The 16,404-nt window shown below is 59.9% G+C and carries 16 protein-coding genes, 1 tRNA gene and 1 riboswitch; of the genes, 12 read left to right on the top strand and 5 right to left on the bottom strand.

What is annotated here, in order from left to right; translation table 11 throughout:
* Positions 1-72 precede the first annotated feature (72 nt).
* The 5 genes from pstC (at position 73) to phoB (ending at position 5,276) form a co-directional block, all read left to right on the top strand.
* A complete protein-coding gene (gene pstC, locus AC1DTN_RS01445) occupies positions 73-1,554 on the top strand; it encodes a phosphate ABC transporter permease subunit PstC (RefSeq protein ID WP_439014019.1) in 1,482 nt (493 codons plus the stop codon).
* A complete protein-coding gene (gene pstA / locus AC1DTN_RS01440) occupies positions 1,551-2,873 on the top strand; it encodes a phosphate ABC transporter permease PstA (protein WP_113322920.1) in 1,323 nt (440 codons plus the stop codon). The genes pstC and pstA overlap by 4 nt, the downstream gene beginning before the upstream one ends.
* A gap of 14 nt (positions 2,874-2,887) precedes the next feature.
* On the top strand, positions 2,888-3,703 hold the full coding sequence (gene pstB / locus AC1DTN_RS01435) for a phosphate ABC transporter ATP-binding protein PstB (RefSeq protein WP_037101137.1): 816 nt from the start codon (positions 2,888-2,890) through the stop codon (positions 3,701-3,703).
* Between the two features lie 44 nt (positions 3,704-3,747).
* On the top strand, positions 3,748-4,461 hold the full coding sequence (phoU, locus tag AC1DTN_RS01430; protein WP_007821274.1) for a phosphate signaling complex protein PhoU: 714 nt from the start codon (positions 3,748-3,750) through the stop codon (positions 4,459-4,461).
* A gap of 131 nt (positions 4,462-4,592) precedes the next feature.
* Positions 4,593-5,276: a phosphate regulon transcriptional regulator PhoB gene (gene phoB, locus AC1DTN_RS01425; protein ID WP_003570612.1), complete on the top strand. Its 684-nt coding sequence runs from the start codon at positions 4,593-4,595 to the stop codon at positions 5,274-5,276.
* Positions 5,277-5,472: 196 nt separating this feature from the next.
* On the opposite strand, the gene AC1DTN_RS01420 is transcribed toward phoB, so the two are convergent.
* Positions 5,473-6,234 (bottom strand): pyrroline-5-carboxylate reductase, encoded by a 762-nt coding sequence (locus AC1DTN_RS01420; protein WP_477919888.1) that lies wholly within the window; start codon positions 6,232-6,234, stop codon positions 5,473-5,475.
* A 331-nt stretch (positions 6,235-6,565) separates the two neighbouring features.
* On the bottom strand, positions 6,566-7,096 hold the full coding sequence (locus AC1DTN_RS01415; protein WP_439014021.1) for a GcrA family cell cycle regulator: 531 nt from the start codon (positions 7,094-7,096) through the stop codon (positions 6,566-6,568).
* A gap of 424 nt (positions 7,097-7,520) precedes the next feature.
* On the opposite strand from AC1DTN_RS01415, the gene AC1DTN_RS01410 reads away from it, so the two are divergent.
* The 3 genes from AC1DTN_RS01410 (at position 7,521) to AC1DTN_RS01400 (ending at position 10,767) form a co-directional block, all read left to right on the top strand.
* Positions 7,521-8,720, top strand: a complete 1,200-nt coding sequence (locus tag AC1DTN_RS01410) for an acetylornithine transaminase (RefSeq protein ID WP_477919676.1) — start codon at positions 7,521-7,523, stop codon at positions 8,718-8,720.
* A 45-nt stretch (positions 8,721-8,765) separates the two neighbouring features.
* Positions 8,766-9,683: an ornithine carbamoyltransferase gene (gene argF / locus AC1DTN_RS01405; protein ID WP_007821265.1), complete on the top strand. Its 918-nt coding sequence runs from the start codon at positions 8,766-8,768 to the stop codon at positions 9,681-9,683.
* Positions 9,684-9,774: 91 nt separating this feature from the next.
* Positions 9,775-10,767: an Hsp33 family molecular chaperone gene (locus AC1DTN_RS01400; RefSeq protein WP_113322925.1), complete on the top strand. Its 993-nt coding sequence runs from the start codon at positions 9,775-9,777 to the stop codon at positions 10,765-10,767.
* Positions 10,768-10,790: 23 nt separating this feature from the next.
* Here the strand turns inward: AC1DTN_RS01400 and apaG are convergent, their stop codons facing one another.
* Complete coding sequence (gene apaG / locus AC1DTN_RS01395) at positions 10,791-11,183, bottom strand: Co2+/Mg2+ efflux protein ApaG (protein ID WP_113322926.1); 393 nt, start codon at positions 11,181-11,183, stop codon at positions 10,791-10,793.
* Positions 11,184-11,372: 189 nt separating this feature from the next.
* Positions 11,373-12,557 (bottom strand): O-succinylhomoserine sulfhydrylase, encoded by a 1,185-nt coding sequence (locus AC1DTN_RS01390; RefSeq protein ID WP_477919673.1) that lies wholly within the window; start codon positions 12,555-12,557, stop codon positions 11,373-11,375.
* A gap of 46 nt (positions 12,558-12,603) precedes the next feature.
* Positions 12,604-12,682, bottom strand: a riboswitch (SAM riboswitch).
* Positions 12,683-12,755: 73 nt separating this feature from the next.
* Between AC1DTN_RS01390 and AC1DTN_RS01385 the strand changes: the two genes are divergently transcribed.
* From AC1DTN_RS01385 to AC1DTN_RS01375, 3 genes are all read left to right on the top strand, one after another.
* A complete protein-coding gene (locus AC1DTN_RS01385; RefSeq protein ID WP_477919672.1) occupies positions 12,756-13,850 on the top strand; it encodes a 2'-deoxycytidine 5'-triphosphate deaminase in 1,095 nt (364 codons plus the stop codon).
* Positions 13,851-13,910: 60 nt separating this feature from the next.
* Positions 13,911-13,984, top strand: a tRNA-Gly gene (locus AC1DTN_RS01380).
* Between the two features lie 502 nt (positions 13,985-14,486).
* Positions 14,487-15,284 (top strand): DUF4274 domain-containing protein, encoded by a 798-nt coding sequence (locus tag AC1DTN_RS01375; RefSeq protein ID WP_477919670.1) that lies wholly within the window; start codon positions 14,487-14,489, stop codon positions 15,282-15,284.
* 60 nt (positions 15,285-15,344) lie between these two features.
* Here AC1DTN_RS01375 and AC1DTN_RS01370 read toward each other — a convergent pair whose 3' ends face one another.
* Entirely contained in the window at positions 15,345-15,626 is a 282-nt protein-coding gene (locus AC1DTN_RS01370; protein ID WP_113322929.1) for a hypothetical protein, read from the bottom strand.
* 359 nt (positions 15,627-15,985) lie between these two features.
* Here AC1DTN_RS01370 and AC1DTN_RS01365 point away from each other — a divergent pair, with 359 nt between their 5' ends.
* On the top strand, positions 15,986-16,369 hold the full coding sequence (locus AC1DTN_RS01365) for a VOC family protein (protein WP_439014024.1): 384 nt from the start codon (positions 15,986-15,988) through the stop codon (positions 16,367-16,369).
* Positions 16,370-16,404 lie beyond the last annotated feature (35 nt).

Genomic DNA, 16,404 nt, shown 5'->3' with positions numbered 1-16,404 from the left:
GATATTGAAGCCGATGGCACGCTCCTGGAGCTGCCTGGCTCTTTGGGGGCTGTGGGCCTGGGGACGTAACGAATGAGCACATCCATCATACTCTTGTGCCTGGTAGTGATCGGCGCCGTTGCCTATGTGGCTGCGCGCAGCCGCGCGATGGCGCTTTCCGGAGGCAGGTCTTCTGCCCTGCATTCGCGGCCGGCCTATTATGGCTCCTATGCCGCGATCTGGGCTGTTCTGCCTTCCCTGATCGTTCTGTTTGCCTGGCTGGCTATCAGCCCGGGCATCATCTCTTCCTCCGTTCGCGGCGCCTTTCCTGACGACGTGAAGGCGCAACCGGTCGTCCAGCAGGACCTCGCCTACAGCATGGTCGCCACGGTTGCCCGCGGCATGAACCTGCTGACCTCGGATGAGGTTTCCTCCTTGTCGAGCAATCCTGCGGGTCTGCAGGCAAAGCTCAGCGAGAAGGGCGTACCGCTCGCCGGCGAGCCGCAGCCCTACATGATCGCTGCCGCAAAGACCCTGAACTCGGAGAGCATGACGAGCCGCGTCATCATGACGGCGATCGTGCTGCTCATATCTGTCGCAGGTGCTTTCTATGCGCTGCGCTCCGTTGCTCCGCGCTTCCGTGCCCGCAACCGTGTCGAGCGCGTTATGCTCTGGGCGCTGCTCGTTGCATCCTCCATCGCCATTCTGACGACGATCGGCATCGTGCTCTCGATGCTGACAGAAGCGAGCCGCTTCTTCGCCGTCGTTCCCTTCGTCGACTTCTTCTTCGGAACGGTCTGGGATCCGCGTTTTGCCGGTGCGGGCAGCTCCTCCTTCGGCCAGTTCGGGCTCATCCCACTCCTGCTCGGCACGCTCTATATCGGCCTGGTCGCCATGCTGGTCGCCGTGCCGGTCGGCCTCTTTGCCGCCATCTACATGGCCGAGTATGCTTCTTCGAGAGTGCGCTCGATCGCCAAGCCGCTTCTCGAAGTGCTCGCCGGCATTCCGACGATCGTCTATGGCTTCTTTGCACTCGTCACCGTCGGGCCGTTCCTGCGTGATTTCTCGGCGCAGATCAGCGGTCTTTTGAGCGGCAGCTATACGAACTTCATCCAGGCACAGAGCGTCATCACCGCAGGCATCGTCATGGGCATCATGCTGATCCCTTACGTTTCCTCGCTGTCGGACGATATCATCACCGCAGTTCCGCGGGCACTGCGTGACGGCTCGCTCGGTCTCGGCGCCACACGCTCCGAAACCATCAAAAAGGTGGTCTTGCCCGCAGCCCTTCCCGGTATCGTCGGCGCGCTGCTGATGACCGCTTCGCGTGCCATCGGCGAAACCATGATCGTGGTTCTGGCCGCCGGTGTCGCCGCCCGTATCCAGATCAATCCCTTCGAGCCGATGACGACAGTGACCGTCAAGATCGTCAACCAGCTGACCGGCGACCTTGAGTTCACCTCGCCGCAGACGCTGGTTGCCTTCGCACTTGGCATCACGCTGTTCTGCATCACGCTTTGCCTCAACATCTACGCGCTCTATATCGTGCGCAAATATCGGGAGCAGTACGAATGACGAATATTGTTTCCCCCGTCGCCGGCGTTACCGTTTCTAAGGCGCCCGCGCGTCGCGATATCGGCATCAAGCGTCGCTACGCTGCCGAGCGCCGGTTCCAGGCCTATGGCATCGCAGCCATAGCATTCGGCCTCGTCTTCCTCTTCATTCTGCTTTGGACGGTCATCAGCAACGGCTATACGGCCTTCCTGCAGACGTCGATCACCCTGCCGATCGAATTCTCCGAGAAGACGATCGACCCGGACAACAAGCGTGCAACCGACCCTTCGGTGCTGGTCGCTGCCAACTATCCGGTTCTGCTGCGCGACGCGATCGTCAAGCAGCTCGGCATCAATGCCGCAAGCCGTCCTGACGTGCGCGATGCATCCGCCATGCTGTCCAAGGGGGCGCCCATTCAGCTGCGCGACATGGTCGTTGCCGACCCGTCGATCATTGGCAAGACCGTCAATATTACAGTGCTTGCAGATGCCAATATCGACAGCGCCAACAAGGGCCAGATCAATCTTTCGGTCGATGAGAAGAACCGTAAGGTCAACGACAAGCAGGTTGCCTGGATGAATGAGCTGAAGGCGAGCGGTGCTCTCCACAAGACGTTCAACACCGGCCTCTTCGTCAACGGCAATTCCAGCCGTCCGGAAGCCGCAGGTCTCGGCGTCGCCCTCATCGGCTCGCTCTACCTGATGCTGATCGTTCTCGTGCTTTCGCTGCCGATCGGCGTCGCTGCCTCGATTTACCTTGAGGAATTCGCGCCGAAGAACAAGCTGACGGACCTGATCGAGGTCAATATCAACAACCTCGCCGCCGTCCCGTCGATCGTCTACGGTCTGCTCGGCCTGTCGGTCTTCATCAACTTCGCCGGCCTGCCGCGTTCGGCACCGCTGGTCGGCGGCCTGGTGCTGACGCTGATGACGCTGCCGACGATCATCATCGCCACGCGTGCAGCGCTCCGTGCCGTGCCGCCGTCGATCCGCGCGGCTGCCCTCGGCCTCGGCGCCTCGAAGATGCAGATGGTGTTTCACCACGTGCTGCCGCTTGCAATGCCCGGCATCCTGACCGGCACGATCATCGGCCTTGCCCACGCACTCGGCGAAACTGCGCCGCTGCTGCTGATCGGCATGGTCGCCTTCGTCGCCCAGGCGCCGAGCAGTCCACTCGATCCCTCCACGGCGCTTCCGGTTCAGGTCTACATGTGGGCCAACGAAGCCGAGCGCGCATTCGTGGAAAGAACCTCGGGTGCCATTATCGTCCTGCTCCTGTTCCTGATCGTCATGAACATGGGAGCTATCCTCTTGCGTCGTCGCTTTGAGCGCCGCTGGTAAACGGAGTAGAGATCATGAACATGTTGACGGAAGCTGCAGTTGAGAAGGCGCTGGACCAGAAAATGAGCAACGTCCCGTATAAGATGATCGGACAGGATGTCTCCGTTTATTACGGCGAGAAGCGCGCGCTTTTCGATGTCAATCTGAACGTCCGCGAAAACACCGTGACCGCCCTGATCGGCCCGTCGGGCTGCGGCAAGTCCACCTTCCTGCGGTCGCTGAACCGCATGAACGACACGATCGATGGCTGCCGCGTCACCGGCAAGATCACGCTCGACAGCGACGATATCTACGATCCTGACATCGACGTCGTCGAACTCCGCGCCCGTGTCGGCATGGTGTTCCAGAAGCCGAATCCGTTCCCGAAAACAATCTATGAAAACGTCTCCTACGGACCGCGCATCCACGGCCTCGCCAAATCCAAGGCCGACCTGGACCAGATCGTCGAGACGAGCCTGCAGCGCGCCGGCCTCTGGAATGAGGTCAAGGATCGCGTGCATGAATCCGGCACCGGCCTTTCCGGCGGTCAGCAGCAGCGTCTGTGCATCGCACGCGCCGTTGCCGTCAGCCCGGAAGTCATCCTGATGGACGAGCCCTGCTCGGCGCTCGACCCGATCGCGACTGCCAAGGTCGAAGAGCTGATCCATGAGCTGCGTGAAAACTACACCATCGTCATCGTGACGCATTCCATGCAGCAGGCCGCGCGCGTATCACAGCGTACGGCCATGTTCCACCTCGGCAACCTGGTCGAGGAAAACGACACCGACAAGATGTTCACCAATCCCGACGATCCGCGCACCCAGGACTATATCATGGGCCGGTTCGGCTGATTTTGGCGATGTGAAGCCTTCCCGATTTTCGAGGACAAAGCCCCATGGCATCGACACATATTTTTTCCGCTTACGATGACGATCTGAAATTCCTGTCCCGGCGCATTTCCGAGATGGGTGGTCTTGCCGAACAGATGGTCGGCGAGGCCGTCCGTGCGCTGGTCAACGGCGACACTGCGCTCGCCCAGAAGGTCATTTCCGACGACGTGATCCTTGATCACGCGGAACGCGAAATCAACGACAAGGCGATCGTCACGATCGCCCGTCGCCAGCCGATGGCCTCCGACCTTCGCGAGATCATGGGTTCGATCCGCATCGCCGCCGACCTCGAGCGTGTCGGCGACCTCGGCAAGAACACCGCAAAGCGCGTCATCGCCGTCCAGAGCACCGGCGTTCCGCGCAAGCTCGCCCGCGGTCTCGAGCATCTCTCCGAACTGGCGCTCGTCCAGCTCAAGGAAGTGCTCGACGTCTATACGACGCGTTCTGCGGACAAGGCCAAGTCCATCCGCGAGCGCGACGACGAGATCGACGCGATGTACACCTCGCTGTTCCGCGAACTCCTCACCTACATGATGGAAGATCCGCGCAACATCACGAGCTGCACGCATCTTCTCTTCTGCGCCAAGAACATCGAGCGCATCGGCGATCATGCGACCAACATCGCTGAGACGATCTATTACATGGCAACCGGCGCCCAGCCGGAGGGTGAGCGTCCGAAGGACGACAGCTCCAATACCGTCGGTGCGGTGACGGAGTAATCCGGACCTGCCAATTGCGTGCGCGCCCTGCGCTGGGGCGCGCAAAGGTCGCAGCCAATTCCAAGTTTCTGCATGGTCCGTTGCTTAAATCACCCCCGGTTTAAGGATCATGCATTAGGAGACTGACACGCATGATCCCAAGAGTTGCAGTTGTTGAAGATGAAGAGGCGCTGAGTGTGCTTCTCCGCTACAACCTCGAGGCTGAAGGTTTCGAGGTGGATACGATCCTCCGTGGCGACGAGGCCGAAATCCGGCTTCAGGAGCGCACGCCGGACCTGCTCATCCTTGACTGGATGCTGCCGGGCGTTTCCGGCATCGAACTCTGCCGCCGGCTGCGCATGCGGCCGGAGACCGAGCGCCTGCCGATCATCATGCTGACGGCACGCGGCGAAGAGAGCGAACGCGTTCGCGGTCTCTCGACCGGCGCGGACGACTATGTCGTCAAGCCCTTCTCCACGCCGGAACTCGTTGCCCGCGTCAAGGCGATGCTGCGACGCGCCCGTCCGGAGGTTCTCTCCACCGTTCTGAAGTGTGGTGATATCGAGCTCGATCGCGAAACCCATCGCGTTCATCGCAAGAGCCGCGAAGTGCGCCTCGGCCCGACCGAATTCCGCCTGCTCGAATTCCTGATGTCGTCGCCGGGCAGGGTCTTCTCCCGCTCGCAGCTTCTGGATGGCGTCTGGGGCCACGATATCTACGTGGACGAACGTACCGTCGACGTCCATGTCGGGCGCCTGCGTAAGGCGCTGAACTTCTCCAACATGCAGGATGTCATCCGCACCGTCCGCGGCGCGGGATATTCCATGGAAGCCTGATCCGAGTGATCGGAGGTCCAGACGGGTCGCTCGCTTGCCGGGCGGCCCGTTTGCTTATCTGGTGTCCTTCTGAAGAAACAGCGATGGGTAGGCCCGCCCTGTCCGTCGAGCTTGAAGCGACCTGTCTCGGCGAAGCACAGCTTCTTCTGGAAGCCGACACTAGGCGCCGAAAGCGAACTTCAAGAGGGTTTGCTTTCTACAGACGAATGCGTGCAAGAACTCGATCAAGAGCCTTTTGCAGAGCCACAGCGCCACCGAAATCGCGAAAGTCTTCGAGCACCTGTTCATTCAATCCGCCCTTGGTCGAATGCTCGCCGATGAGTTCATCAAAACTCGCGACAGGTTTCGAACGGGCAGCATGGGCGAGGCCGGAAAACAATTGACGGAGGTAGGCGTCGCCAGCCGTTCTCGAAAGCCCTTGGCTCTGCAGCCAGGTCGACGTCGCGTCCAGGATGCCGAAATAGGTGGCCATCAGGCAGCTCGCCACCGCGAGAAGTTCGAACTCAGGTCTGTTTTCAACCTGGATCGCCGTTCCGAGCGCCGAAAAGAGGGCGTGGGAAACCTCGTCGGGCGGGTAGATCGCAGTCGCGCCCTGAAGATCTGCGATGAACGGAAGTGGAATTGCCAGGCTCAGGCGAACTGGCTGATCGATCCACGCCAGCAGTTGATCCATTGGCGTGGCCGCGACGAAGCTGATGACATGGTGGCCCGGCCGAAATCGGAGCGAGCGGATGACCTCCTCGGCAATTTGCGGCCTCACCGCCACAAATACGAGATCGGATCGGTCGAGAACATCCTGGTTCCCCAAAGCGATCGACACATTCCGGTTTGCCGCCGCAAGGCGGGCGGCGACGCTTGCGCTGCGCGGTGACAGCACGATCGGTGTGTCGCGAAACGCTGTCTTGCCCAATCCGGTGACGACGGCCTCGGTAATCGTGCCCGTCCCGACGAACCCCATTGTCATCCGCTTTGGATCGATCTCCATTGGCACCCCTGACCGACTGTTTGCGCCGTGCTACTCCACGAGAATACCGCATCTGCATCAGAAAATCGCGTTACAGCGCCATGACCACCGTTCCATGCCAGCCTGGGGCTGAAACACATCGGTGGTGTTGGCCACGTAACTTCGCATTGTCAGGCATGGTGAACGACCGGCAGAGATCGGCCTCCGGCAGATAGTCGTGGTCAGGAGCGGTTTTCCAGTCCTCCTGTGCCGGCTAAAAAAATCACCCCTCCGCGCATAGGCGAGGAGGGGTGATGGCACGTTGCGTCTGTTGGAAGATCGCGGGTCAGGCGACCCGGACAGCCTTGCGGCGTTCGCTGACCGGCTGGTAGGCGAGGCGCTGGTGATAGTTGCAATAGGGCGAGGAATCCGGGGAGTCGCAGCCGCAGAAGTAGAAGTCGTCCTTCAGCGGATCGCCGACCGGCCACTTGCAGGTGCGCTCCGTCAGTTCCGTCAGGCCAAGGCGGCGTGAAATCGGCACGACCACATTCTTGGCCGGCACGTATTCCATTTCCTCGACCGTTTCGATCTCGATCTCTTCCTTCAGCATCGTTGCGCCCTGCTGGCGGGTAACGGTGCGGGTGGTGATGCGAGACGCATAGTTCGGGGCGCGCGGAGCCGACGTATTGCGCTTCGTTGCGCGCGCAGCGGTTGCCGTGCCGCCGGCCTTGGCGCGGCCGGGAAGACTGAGCCGGTGAACCTTGCCGATAACAGCGTTTCTACTCACTCCGCCAAGCTGCGCAGCGATCTGGCTGGCGCTCAGCCCCTCTGACCAAAGCTTCTTGAGCTTCTCGACACGCTCGTCTGTCCAGTTCATTGCCCTGTCTCCACCTTTCGCGTTGGTGATGGCAGAATCCCTCACCGTTGCCTCGGAAGTCTCCGAAGCAAGAAACGCCTGATCAATTTTGGTGACTAGTTCCGCCGCATGCAGTCTAGTAATTGAACTTTAACCTAGTGTGAGCCTGACTCTGTGACAAGAGTCGCGTGAATCCGATGAATCCGAATTCGGGGTTTTCCCCAACTTGCTTCCCCGGAGAGTCATTTCTGCAACATTAGCTGTTGATAGACCTGCAAGTCTGATTTGAGGCTTGACGCATGTGCTAAATCCTCAGTTTTGTTGACATTGCAGTGCGAAAAGTAAATAGTGCTTCCTGCCGCCGCAAGGCGGCATTTTTGATTTTTCGGGCCTGGTTTTCTTAGCCGGAGTCCGTTGCCTTAGAGCCTGACCAGGAGATTGCGCCATGGCTGAAGCCTCGCCGCTTTATGATACCTATTCTCGTGCCCCGCTGCGGTTCGAGCGAGGCGAGGGCGTGTGGCTGATCACCGAAACGGGCGAGCGATATCTGGATTTCGGCGCGGGCGTTGCCGTTACCTCCGTGGGGCATGGCAATCCGCACGTTGTGGCCGCTCTCAAGGATCAGGCCGACAAGGTCTGGCATCTCTCCAATATTTATGAAGTGCCGGGGCAGGAGAAGCTCGCCAAGCGTCTGACGGATGCCACTTTCGCCGACAAGGTGTTCTTCACCAATTCAGGCGCCGAGGCTCTCGAATGCGCCATCAAGACTGCGCGCCGCTATCAGTTCTCCAAGGGGCATCCGGAGCGCTTCCACATCATTACTTTCGAAGGCGCCTTCCACGGCCGTACGCTGGCGACCATCGCCGCCGGCGGCCAAGAGAAATATCTCGAAGGTTTCGGCCCGAAGACCCCTGGTTTCGATCAGGTGCCCTTTGGCGATGTCGAGGCTGTCCGTGCCGCTATTACCGACAAGACCGCCGGCATCCTCATCGAGCCGGTGCAGGGCGAGGGCGGTGTCCGCCCGGCAACGTCCGAATTCATGAAAGCGCTCCGCCAGCTCTGCGATGAGCATGGCCTGCTGCTGATCCTCGACGAGGTGCAGACCGGCGTGGGCCGTACCGGCAAGCTCTTCGCTCATGAATGGTCGGGTATGACGCCCGACATCATGGCGGTTGCCAAGGGCATCGGCGGCGGCTTTCCGCTCGGCGCCTGCCTTGCGACGGCAGAGGCCGCTTCCGGCATGAAGGCGGGCACGCATGGTTCCACCTATGGCGGCAACCCGCTGGCCATGGCTGTCGGTAACGCGGTGCTCGATGTCATCCTGGCCGAGGGCTTCCTGCAGCATGTGCGTGATGTCACTCTCGTCTTCCGCCAGGGCCTTGCATCGCTCAAGGATCGCTATCCCGACGTGATCGAAGATATCAGGGGCGAAGGGCTGTTGCTCGGCGTCAAGGCTGCCATTCCCTCGGCAGAGCTGCTGAAGGAAATCCGCGCAGCCCATCTTCTGGCGATCCCGGCAGGCGATAATGTCATCCGCCTGCTGCCGCCGCTGGTCGTAACCGCCGAGGAGGCGCGCGAGGGTCTTTCCCGTCTCGAACGCGCTGCCGAAAACATCCGTGCCGCCAAGGTCAAGAAGACCGCTTGATAGGACAATGCCCCGCCCGCCGGCGGGCGTAGCAGGTAACGAACAATGGCTTCCCCCAAACACTTCCTCGATCTTTCCGCCGTCACCGGATCCGACCTCAGAACCATCATGGACGATGCCAAGCTGCGAAAGCAGGCTTTCAAGGCCGGCACGGCCGACAAGCCGCTCGCCGGCAAGATGCTCGCCATGATCTTCGAGAAGCCGTCCACGCGAACCCGCGTCTCCTTCGATGTCGGCATGCGCCAGCTCGGCGGCGAGACCTTGTTCTTATCGGGCACTGAAATGCAGCTCGGCCGCGCCGAAACGATCGGCGACACCGCCAAGGTTCTGTCGCGCTATGTCGACGCGATCATGATCCGCACGACCGACCACAACCGTATGCTGGAGCTCGCTGAGCATGCGACCGTGCCGGTCATCAACGCGCTGACGGACGATACCCATCCCTGCCAAATCATGGCCGATATCATGACCTTTGAAGAGCATCGCGGCCCAATCAAGGGCAAGACGATCGCCTGGACGGGTGACGGCAACAACGTGCTGCATTCCCTGGTGGAGGGGGCTGCCCGTTTCGGCTACCGCATGAACATGGCAGTACCCCTTGGTTCCGAGCCGAAGGATCACTATCTGAACTGGGCCCGCAATGAGGGCGCCGAAATCATGCTTTACCATGATGCTGACCGTGCGGTCGCCGGCGTCGATTGCGTGGTGACCGATACCTGGGTCTCCATGAATCAGGAACATCGGGCTCGCGGTCACAATGTCTTCCAGCCTTATCAGGTCAATGCGCATTTGATGGCGCAGGCCGGCAAAGACGCATTGTTCATGCACTGCCTCCCCGCTCACCGCGGTGAGGAGGTGACGGACGAAGTGATCGATGGCCCGCAATCCGTGGTCTTCGATGAAGCGGAAAACCGTCTTCATGCGCAGAAGTCGATTCTTGCTTGGTGCCTGGGCGCGATCTGAACCATAATCGGATGTCGCGAGTTCCAAACTCGCGGCTGCGCAAGCAGCCGGTGCGCTGGCCGGCTGCTCTGACAAAACAGGAGTGAAAGCCATGGCAGAAGCTGCCGCCGCCCTCGGCGAGTTCGATTTCGCCGGCGATGATCATGTCGTCCCCTTCCAGGTGGAAGGGCTGGATGTGCGCGGTCGCGCTGTCCAGCTCGGCCCAATGCTGGATTCAATCCTCGAACGCCACCATTATCCCACGCCCGTCGCCCGCCTTCTGGCGGAGGTGGTGGTGCTCACGGTGCTGCTCGGCACCTCGCTGAAGTTCGAGGGCAAATTCACTGTCCAGACCAAGAGCGACGGTCCCGTCGATCTCTTGGTTGCCGATTTCTCCACGCCGGAAAATGTACGGGCCTACGCTCGCTTCGACCAGGCCTTGCTCGATAAGGCGATCGCGGCTGGCGAAACGGAGCCGGAACAGCTTCTCGGCAAGGGCGTTCTCGCCTTCACCATTGATCAGGGCAAGTTCAGCCAGCCCTATCAGGGTATCGTGGCACTTGACGGTACCTCGCTGGAAGACATTGCAGGTGTCTATTTCCGCCAGTCGGAGCAGATCCCGACGCGCGTGCGCCTTGCCGCAGCCGAGCTCTTCGACCGCGACGAGAACGGTAAGCCGCGTCACCGCTGGCGGGCAGGGGGCCTCGTCGCCCAATTCCTGCCGGAAGCGCCGGAGCGTATGCGCCGGCCCGATCTTCACGGCGGTGATGGCGACACGGCTGCGCGCGCCCATGTTGAGGATGATGCCTGGACGGAAGCCCGCTCGCTCGTTGAAACCGTGGATGCCGATGAACTGACCGATCCGCTTGTTGGCACCGAACGCCTGCTCTTTCGCCTCTTTCACGAACGCGGCGTGCGCGTATACGATCCGCGCGCCGTCTTCGATCGTTGCAGCTGTTCACGGGAAAAGATCGGCGGCGTGCTGAAGGGCTTCAGCGCCGAGGAAATCGAGGCGAGCCAGGAAAATGGCGAGATCTCGGTCACCTGCGAATTCTGCTCCACGACCTACCGCTTCCCGGTGCAGGAAGTTGCGGCGGCGGAGTGAGTGCGCGGAGAATGGGGCAGGCTCTAGTTCAATACCCTGAGCAGGCCGGGTGAATCCAAAGAGAAGGCGGGTATGTCGACATCGAACGTCTCGCCTTCGTCCGTCTCCATCTGGTAGTGGCCGAACATCAGGCCGGACGGCGTATCCAGCGGGCAGCCCGACGAATATTCATAGGTGTCACCTGGCTGCAGCCGCGGCTGCTCGCCGACGACGCCGGGGCCGCTGACCTCGTCGATCTGCCCGTTCTGGTCGGTAATGTTCCAGTAGCGGTTGACGAGACGTACGGCGATGCCGGAATTGTTGCTGATGACCACACGGTAACCCCAGACATAGCGATCGTCATCCGGATCGGATTGCTCCTCCAGATAAAACGGCTCGACAACGACTTCGATATCTCGTGTGAGGGCGCGATACATGCCTTACACCTTAGTCAGGATATGTTACCCGTATCTTATAAGAGGCCTCTGCCGTCAAGAAACGGTACAGTGATCGCGGCCTCACCACCCCCGGTTGGACCGCCTTTCGTTCATTAAGCCTAACTCTCAGTGTTAAATTCAAGGCAAATGCGACGGCCGCAGCGTCTGCCGACGGCCGTGCCTTGATGGTCAGGCCGAAACCTTCGCCAGAGCGCGGGCGAAATCTTCTATCAGATCGTCCGTATCCTCGATGCCGGCCGACAGGCGCACCGTGCCCGGCGAGATGCCGAGTTCGGCGCGAGCCTCGTCCGTCAGGTTCTTGTGCGTGGTCGTGGCCGGATGCGTGATCAGGCTCTTGGAGTCGCCGAGATTGTTGGAAATCTTGACGATCTCAAGCGCGTTCTGCAGCGCGAAGGCAGCTTCCTTGCCACCTTTGAGCTCGAAGCAGACGAGCGTCGACCCACCGGACATCTGCTTGGCGATGATATCGGCCTGCGGATGGTCTTTGCGGCCGGGATAGATGACCTTGGCGACCTTGCCCTGATCGGCCAGGAAGTCGGCGATCTCCGCTGCATTCTGCGTCTGCTGCTTGACGCGCAGCGGCAGCGTCTCGATGCCCTTCAGGAGCGTCCAAGCGTTGAAGGGCGACATGGCCGGACCGGTATGGCGGAAATAGTCGTGCAGGTTCTCGTCGATCCATTCCTTGTCGGAGAGAACGACGCCACCGAGGCAGCGGCCCTGGCCGTCGATATGCTTGGTCGCGGAATAGACGACGATATGGGCGCCGAGTTCCAGCGGCTTCTGGAAGAGCGGCGTCGCAAACACGTTGTCGACGACGACCTTCGCGCCGATCTGGTTGGCGAGCTTGGCGACACCGGCGATGTCGATCACTTCCAGCGTCGGGTTGGTCGGGCTTTCCAGGAAGAATACCTTGGTCTTCGGGGTAACAGCCTTTTCCCAGTTTTCGAGGTCGCGACCGTCGATCAGCGTGCAGTCGATGCCGTATTTCGGCGCCAGCGTCTCGACGACCCAGCGGCAGGAGCCGAAGAGGGCGCGCGCGGCAACGATATGATCGCCGGCCTTCAGCTGGCAGAGAATGGCGGCGGTGACTGCAGCCATGCCGGAAGCGGTGGCGCGGGCGTCTTCGGCGCCTTCCAGCATACACATGCGCTTTTCGAACATGTCATTGGTGGGGCTGCCATAGCGCGCATAGATGAAACCGTCGGTCTCGCCCTTGAAGCGCGCTTCCGCAGCTTCCGACGTATCGTAGACGAAACCCTGCGTGAGATAGATTGCCTCGGATGTCTCGCCATATTGCGAGCGGAGCGTTCCGCCGTGGACGAGTTGGGTTGCCGGGCGCCAGGTCTTGCTCATGCCATCACCACTTTCAAACAACAAAAAAACCGGCCGCAAATGCAGACCGGTTTTCAACCCGGTCTTTTTAGCCACTTATTTAACGTGGCTGCAAGCCGACCGGCCAAATCACCACGGGATAAATTTGCAATACTGCCGTTCTAAGCTTGCGTCAATTCCCCGACTTTGGTTTTGTCGGCTGCAAATTATGGATGGAGCATGATGGCTCGCGAAACTGGAATTTTGGCCGACCGCGCAATTGCCGCGCTGTTTGAGACGGGGCGTCTTCAAAGCGAGCGCGAGCTGGACCGCGACCAGATCCAGCCCGCCAGCTTGGATCTGCGGCTGGGCGCCAAGGCTTTTCGGGTGCGCGCCAGCTTCATGCCCGGCCCGTCGCATCTCGTCTCAGACAAGCTCGACCGGCTGAGCCTGCATGTCATAGACCTCAGCGAAGGCGCGGTGCTGGAGACGGGCTGCGTCTACATCGTGCCGCTGATGGAGCGCCTCGATCTGCCGGCCGACATGTCGGCCTCGGCCAATCCGAAGAGCTCGACCGGCCGCCTCGATATCTTCACGCGCGTCATCACCGATTACGCGCAGGAATTCGACAAGATCCCGGCCGGCTATTCCGGCCCGCTCTATCTCGAAATCAGCCCTCGCACCTTCCCGATCGTCGTGCGCCGCGGTTCGCGCCTGTCGCAGATCCGCTTCCGCGTCGGCCATTCGGTTCTGGGCGAGCCGGAGCTTTTGAAGTTGCACGCAACGGAAACGCTCGTCGCCGCCAAGCAGCCGAACGTATCCGGCGGCGGCATTGCGCTGTCGATCGATCTGACGGGCGACGAGGAAGGCTTGATCGGCTATCGCGGCAAACACCACACGGCCGTCGTCGACGTCGACAAGAAGGCCCAGCACGATATCTACGATTTCTGGGAACCACTCTACAGCCGCGGCCGCACCGAGTTGATCCTCGATCCGGATGAGTTCTACATCCTCGTCTCGCGTGAGGCCGTGCACGTTCCCCCGCATTATGCGGCGGAAATGACCCCCTTCGATCCGCTCGTCGGTGAGTTCCGCGTCCACTATGCCGGCTTCTTCGATCCAGGCTTCGGCCATGCGCCGGCCGGCGGGCGCGGCAGCCGTGCGGTACTGGAAGTGCGCAGCCACGAAGTGCCCTTCATCTTGGAAGACGGCCAGATCGTCGGCCGCCTGATCTACGAGCACATGCAGGAACAGCCGTCGAGCCTCTACGGTTCAGGCCTCGGCTCCAACTATCAGGCCCAGGGCCTCAAGCTTTCGAAGCATTTCCGTATCTGATGCTCGATGGCGCCGTCACTTGACAGCGGCGGCTATCTGTTGGAAGTCTCAAGCCATCAGGCGGGTGTAGCTCAATGGTAGAGCAGCAGCTTCCCAAGCTGAATACGAGGGTTCGATTCCCTTCACCCGCTCCAGCTACTTTTCCAGCGATGTCCAATGCGCCTGGGCTTCCTGTCGTCCAAAACTCGTCAGAGAAGTTTTTTGCGAACCTGGCCCTTCATTTCTCACCCCTCGATACATCCATAAATTCAACCTGTCCGCGAGCGCCGAACGCCTCAAGATGACCCAATTGCGTAATTCTCGGAAACGTCTTCAATCGCCATGCAAGCGGGAGCCTTACAAAAAGCAGGTAAATGCAACTTAATGCTGAATTGGTTTTAGTTTATGGCAATTGTCAATCGCGCATTGGAAGCTGGCTATGTTTATTTTTTGTAACCAGTATTTCCGCACCTTTTCGCGTGAGATGCCTTGGGTAATTCAAGAGAGACAATCATTCATAACACAGGCGGCCAACTCATTTAGTGGCTCGTCATTGCCGCAATTTGCCGGTAGCGGACATGACACTTAATGAAATGGTCGACGGCTCTCAGCGGAGCGACAAGGGATATGAGGCGGCGGTCATTGCCGGGGAGAGTGATGGACAACAAGTTTGAAAGTTACGATGCCGAACAGCGGGCGATGATAGACTGGTTGACCGGCCGGTCTCCGGATGCTCGCCACGCCATTGCACAGGATCTAAACTTCGACTTCGCCGAAGATGTGTTCGAGTGGATTCTGACACAGCCAGATTGTGATCTGGCAACAGCCGCAAGCTATTTCTGGCGAGCAGGACCCCTGGAACGGCTGGAAGATCCTGCCTTCTTTGGGGAAGAGAGTTTAGCATTAAAGCGACTGGTAGAGCGCGTTAACGCAGGTTTTTATAGCCGATCGGAGATTTTCTATCCCGGGCAGGAGCCACGGAACGGCGAAGAGGTTGACAGCGCAACACTTCAAGAAGCCGAAACGCTGCGAGAATTTGCGCGCACCCATAAGGCGTCGGATCTTCTGTGGACCCTGCCTGAGGCATTGGTGCCGCCGTTCGGACGTCGCGAAGTCGACATTTTAGAGGAAGAAGATCCTGAAAAATCGGAGGAGCTACGAAAGCTCTTCGCGGGACTCGGGACAAATTTCGGGCTCAGTCCGGTAAAATTGACCTGGGCGGATCCGCCCCCGGGAAAGATACAGCAGCCGGCGCCGGGTTCTGTCGTCGGAAAAGGAACTGCAAGATCGAGCAGATCCGGTTTCACACCATTATATCTTTACATCGCATTCGTTGCGGTGGCGTGGGGACTTATCTACGTCTTTGAGCCCCCAGGGCTCGTATATACGGTTATGGTCGTATGCTGCATACAGTTCGGAATTGCGACGGTCATCAAGCTGCGATCTCGAAAGTAGAAGGCCGGCGGATGAGCATGCAAACATGATGTCTGCAGCAAGCTGAATTCTCTCTGCCCGTCAATCTCTTCCGAAAATGTTGATCGGCCGGTACTGGCGGTGAGCGATCGCCAGCGTGCGATCCGGGCGGATGATATAGGTCTCCTCGACCTGCCGGCCGTACTGGTCGATGAAATTGTGCGGGAAGGTCGAGCCGATCGGCGACTTTGTCAGTTTGGTGCGCGGCTGGCCGTTGTAGGTGATGCTGCCGGGAATAGGCTCGATGCCGGGACCGGTATATTCGACAGTCGTGCAGCCAGCGAGCGCCAGCGCGCCGATCAGGCCAAGTGCGATCAGTTTCATATTGGAAGCCTTTCTTTCCGCAGCACGGTGCTATTGTACCGCAAATCGCCGAAAGCTCACGATACAAACGGTGCGCGCGTCTTCAACCCTTCGAGAAGTGCCCGGGTAAAGGTTGTGATCGTTCGCGCCAACCGTCCGATTGATCTGATTGCCGCTCGTGGCGCTATCTGGTAGAGCGATGCTGTCGAAAAAGGCAGGACCGGATGAGGTAAGCCCGGTCCCTTCCATCATCGGAAGCTCTGCTCCGTGTTTCACACGAGAACCCGCGACGTGGCCCGCATGCGAATGCGGGGTCCCGGCGGCATGCGGAGCGTTAAAAGACGCACTCCTCCGGGATTTTATTCTCAAAGGAGACATTCATGCGTTTGAACCATCTTGATTTCTACGTGCCCGATATTGCCGCTACGGCGGATTTCTTCCTGCGTTATTTCAGTCTGGAATTGCGGGAGATGAACGAACGGATCGGCCGGGCGATCCTTCATGACGACCAGGGAACGGAGATCGTCTTGAGCCGCCCGCTGCCGAAATTCGGCGGTGCCGATCAGGTGGAGCTGCAGCGGCAGACCTATCATATCGGCTTCATCCTCACCGAAAGATTGGATGTCGATCGGCTTCATGGCCGTCTGGTGACAGATGATGCCGCTGTCTCAGGACCACCGGCCGCCATTCGCGGCGGCTGGCTCTTCTATTGCACCGCGCCCGGCAACCTTCTTGTCGAAGTCGGCTGGCGTCCACCAGCCTGAAGGACCTGAAACGAAAATGGGCGGCCGAAGCCGCC

It is taken from the genome of Rhizobium sp. 01T444, from assembly GCF_056398305.1.
The sequence above is the reverse complement of the archived record's forward strand: the minus strand, read 5'-3'. Positions and strand labels throughout refer to the sequence as shown.

Coding starts and splice junctions, on each gene's coding strand:
- pstC (WP_439014019.1), top strand. CDS start 73: ATGAGCACATCCATCATACTCTTGTGCCTGGTAGTGATCGGCGCCGTT.
- pstA (WP_113322920.1), top strand. CDS start 1,551: ATGACGAATATTGTTTCCCCCGTCGCCGGCGTTACCGTTTCTAAGGCG.
- pstB (WP_037101137.1), top strand. CDS start 2,888: ATGAACATGTTGACGGAAGCTGCAGTTGAGAAGGCGCTGGACCAGAAA.
- phoU (WP_007821274.1), top strand. CDS start 3,748: ATGGCATCGACACATATTTTTTCCGCTTACGATGACGATCTGAAATTC.
- phoB (WP_003570612.1), top strand. CDS start 4,593: ATGATCCCAAGAGTTGCAGTTGTTGAAGATGAAGAGGCGCTGAGTGTG.
- AC1DTN_RS01420 (WP_477919888.1), bottom strand. CDS start 6,234: ATGGGGTTCGTCGGGACGGGCACGATTACCGAGGCCGTCGTCACCGGA.
- AC1DTN_RS01415 (WP_439014021.1), bottom strand. CDS start 7,096: ATGAACTGGACAGACGAGCGTGTCGAGAAGCTCAAGAAGCTTTGGTCA.
- AC1DTN_RS01410 (WP_477919676.1), top strand. CDS start 7,521: ATGGCTGAAGCCTCGCCGCTTTATGATACCTATTCTCGTGCCCCGCTG.
- argF (WP_007821265.1), top strand. CDS start 8,766: ATGGCTTCCCCCAAACACTTCCTCGATCTTTCCGCCGTCACCGGATCC.
- AC1DTN_RS01400 (WP_113322925.1), top strand. CDS start 9,775: ATGGCAGAAGCTGCCGCCGCCCTCGGCGAGTTCGATTTCGCCGGCGAT.
- apaG (WP_113322926.1), bottom strand. CDS start 11,183: ATGTATCGCGCCCTCACACGAGATATCGAAGTCGTTGTCGAGCCGTTT.
- AC1DTN_RS01390 (WP_477919673.1), bottom strand. CDS start 12,557: ATGAGCAAGACCTGGCGCCCGGCAACCCAACTCGTCCACGGCGGAACG.
- AC1DTN_RS01385 (WP_477919672.1), top strand. CDS start 12,756: ATGATGGCTCGCGAAACTGGAATTTTGGCCGACCGCGCAATTGCCGCG.
- AC1DTN_RS01375 (WP_477919670.1), top strand. CDS start 14,487: ATGGACAACAAGTTTGAAAGTTACGATGCCGAACAGCGGGCGATGATA.
- AC1DTN_RS01370 (WP_113322929.1), bottom strand. CDS start 15,626: ATGAAACTGATCGCACTTGGCCTGATCGGCGCGCTGGCGCTCGCTGGC.
- AC1DTN_RS01365 (WP_439014024.1), top strand. CDS start 15,986: ATGCGTTTGAACCATCTTGATTTCTACGTGCCCGATATTGCCGCTACG.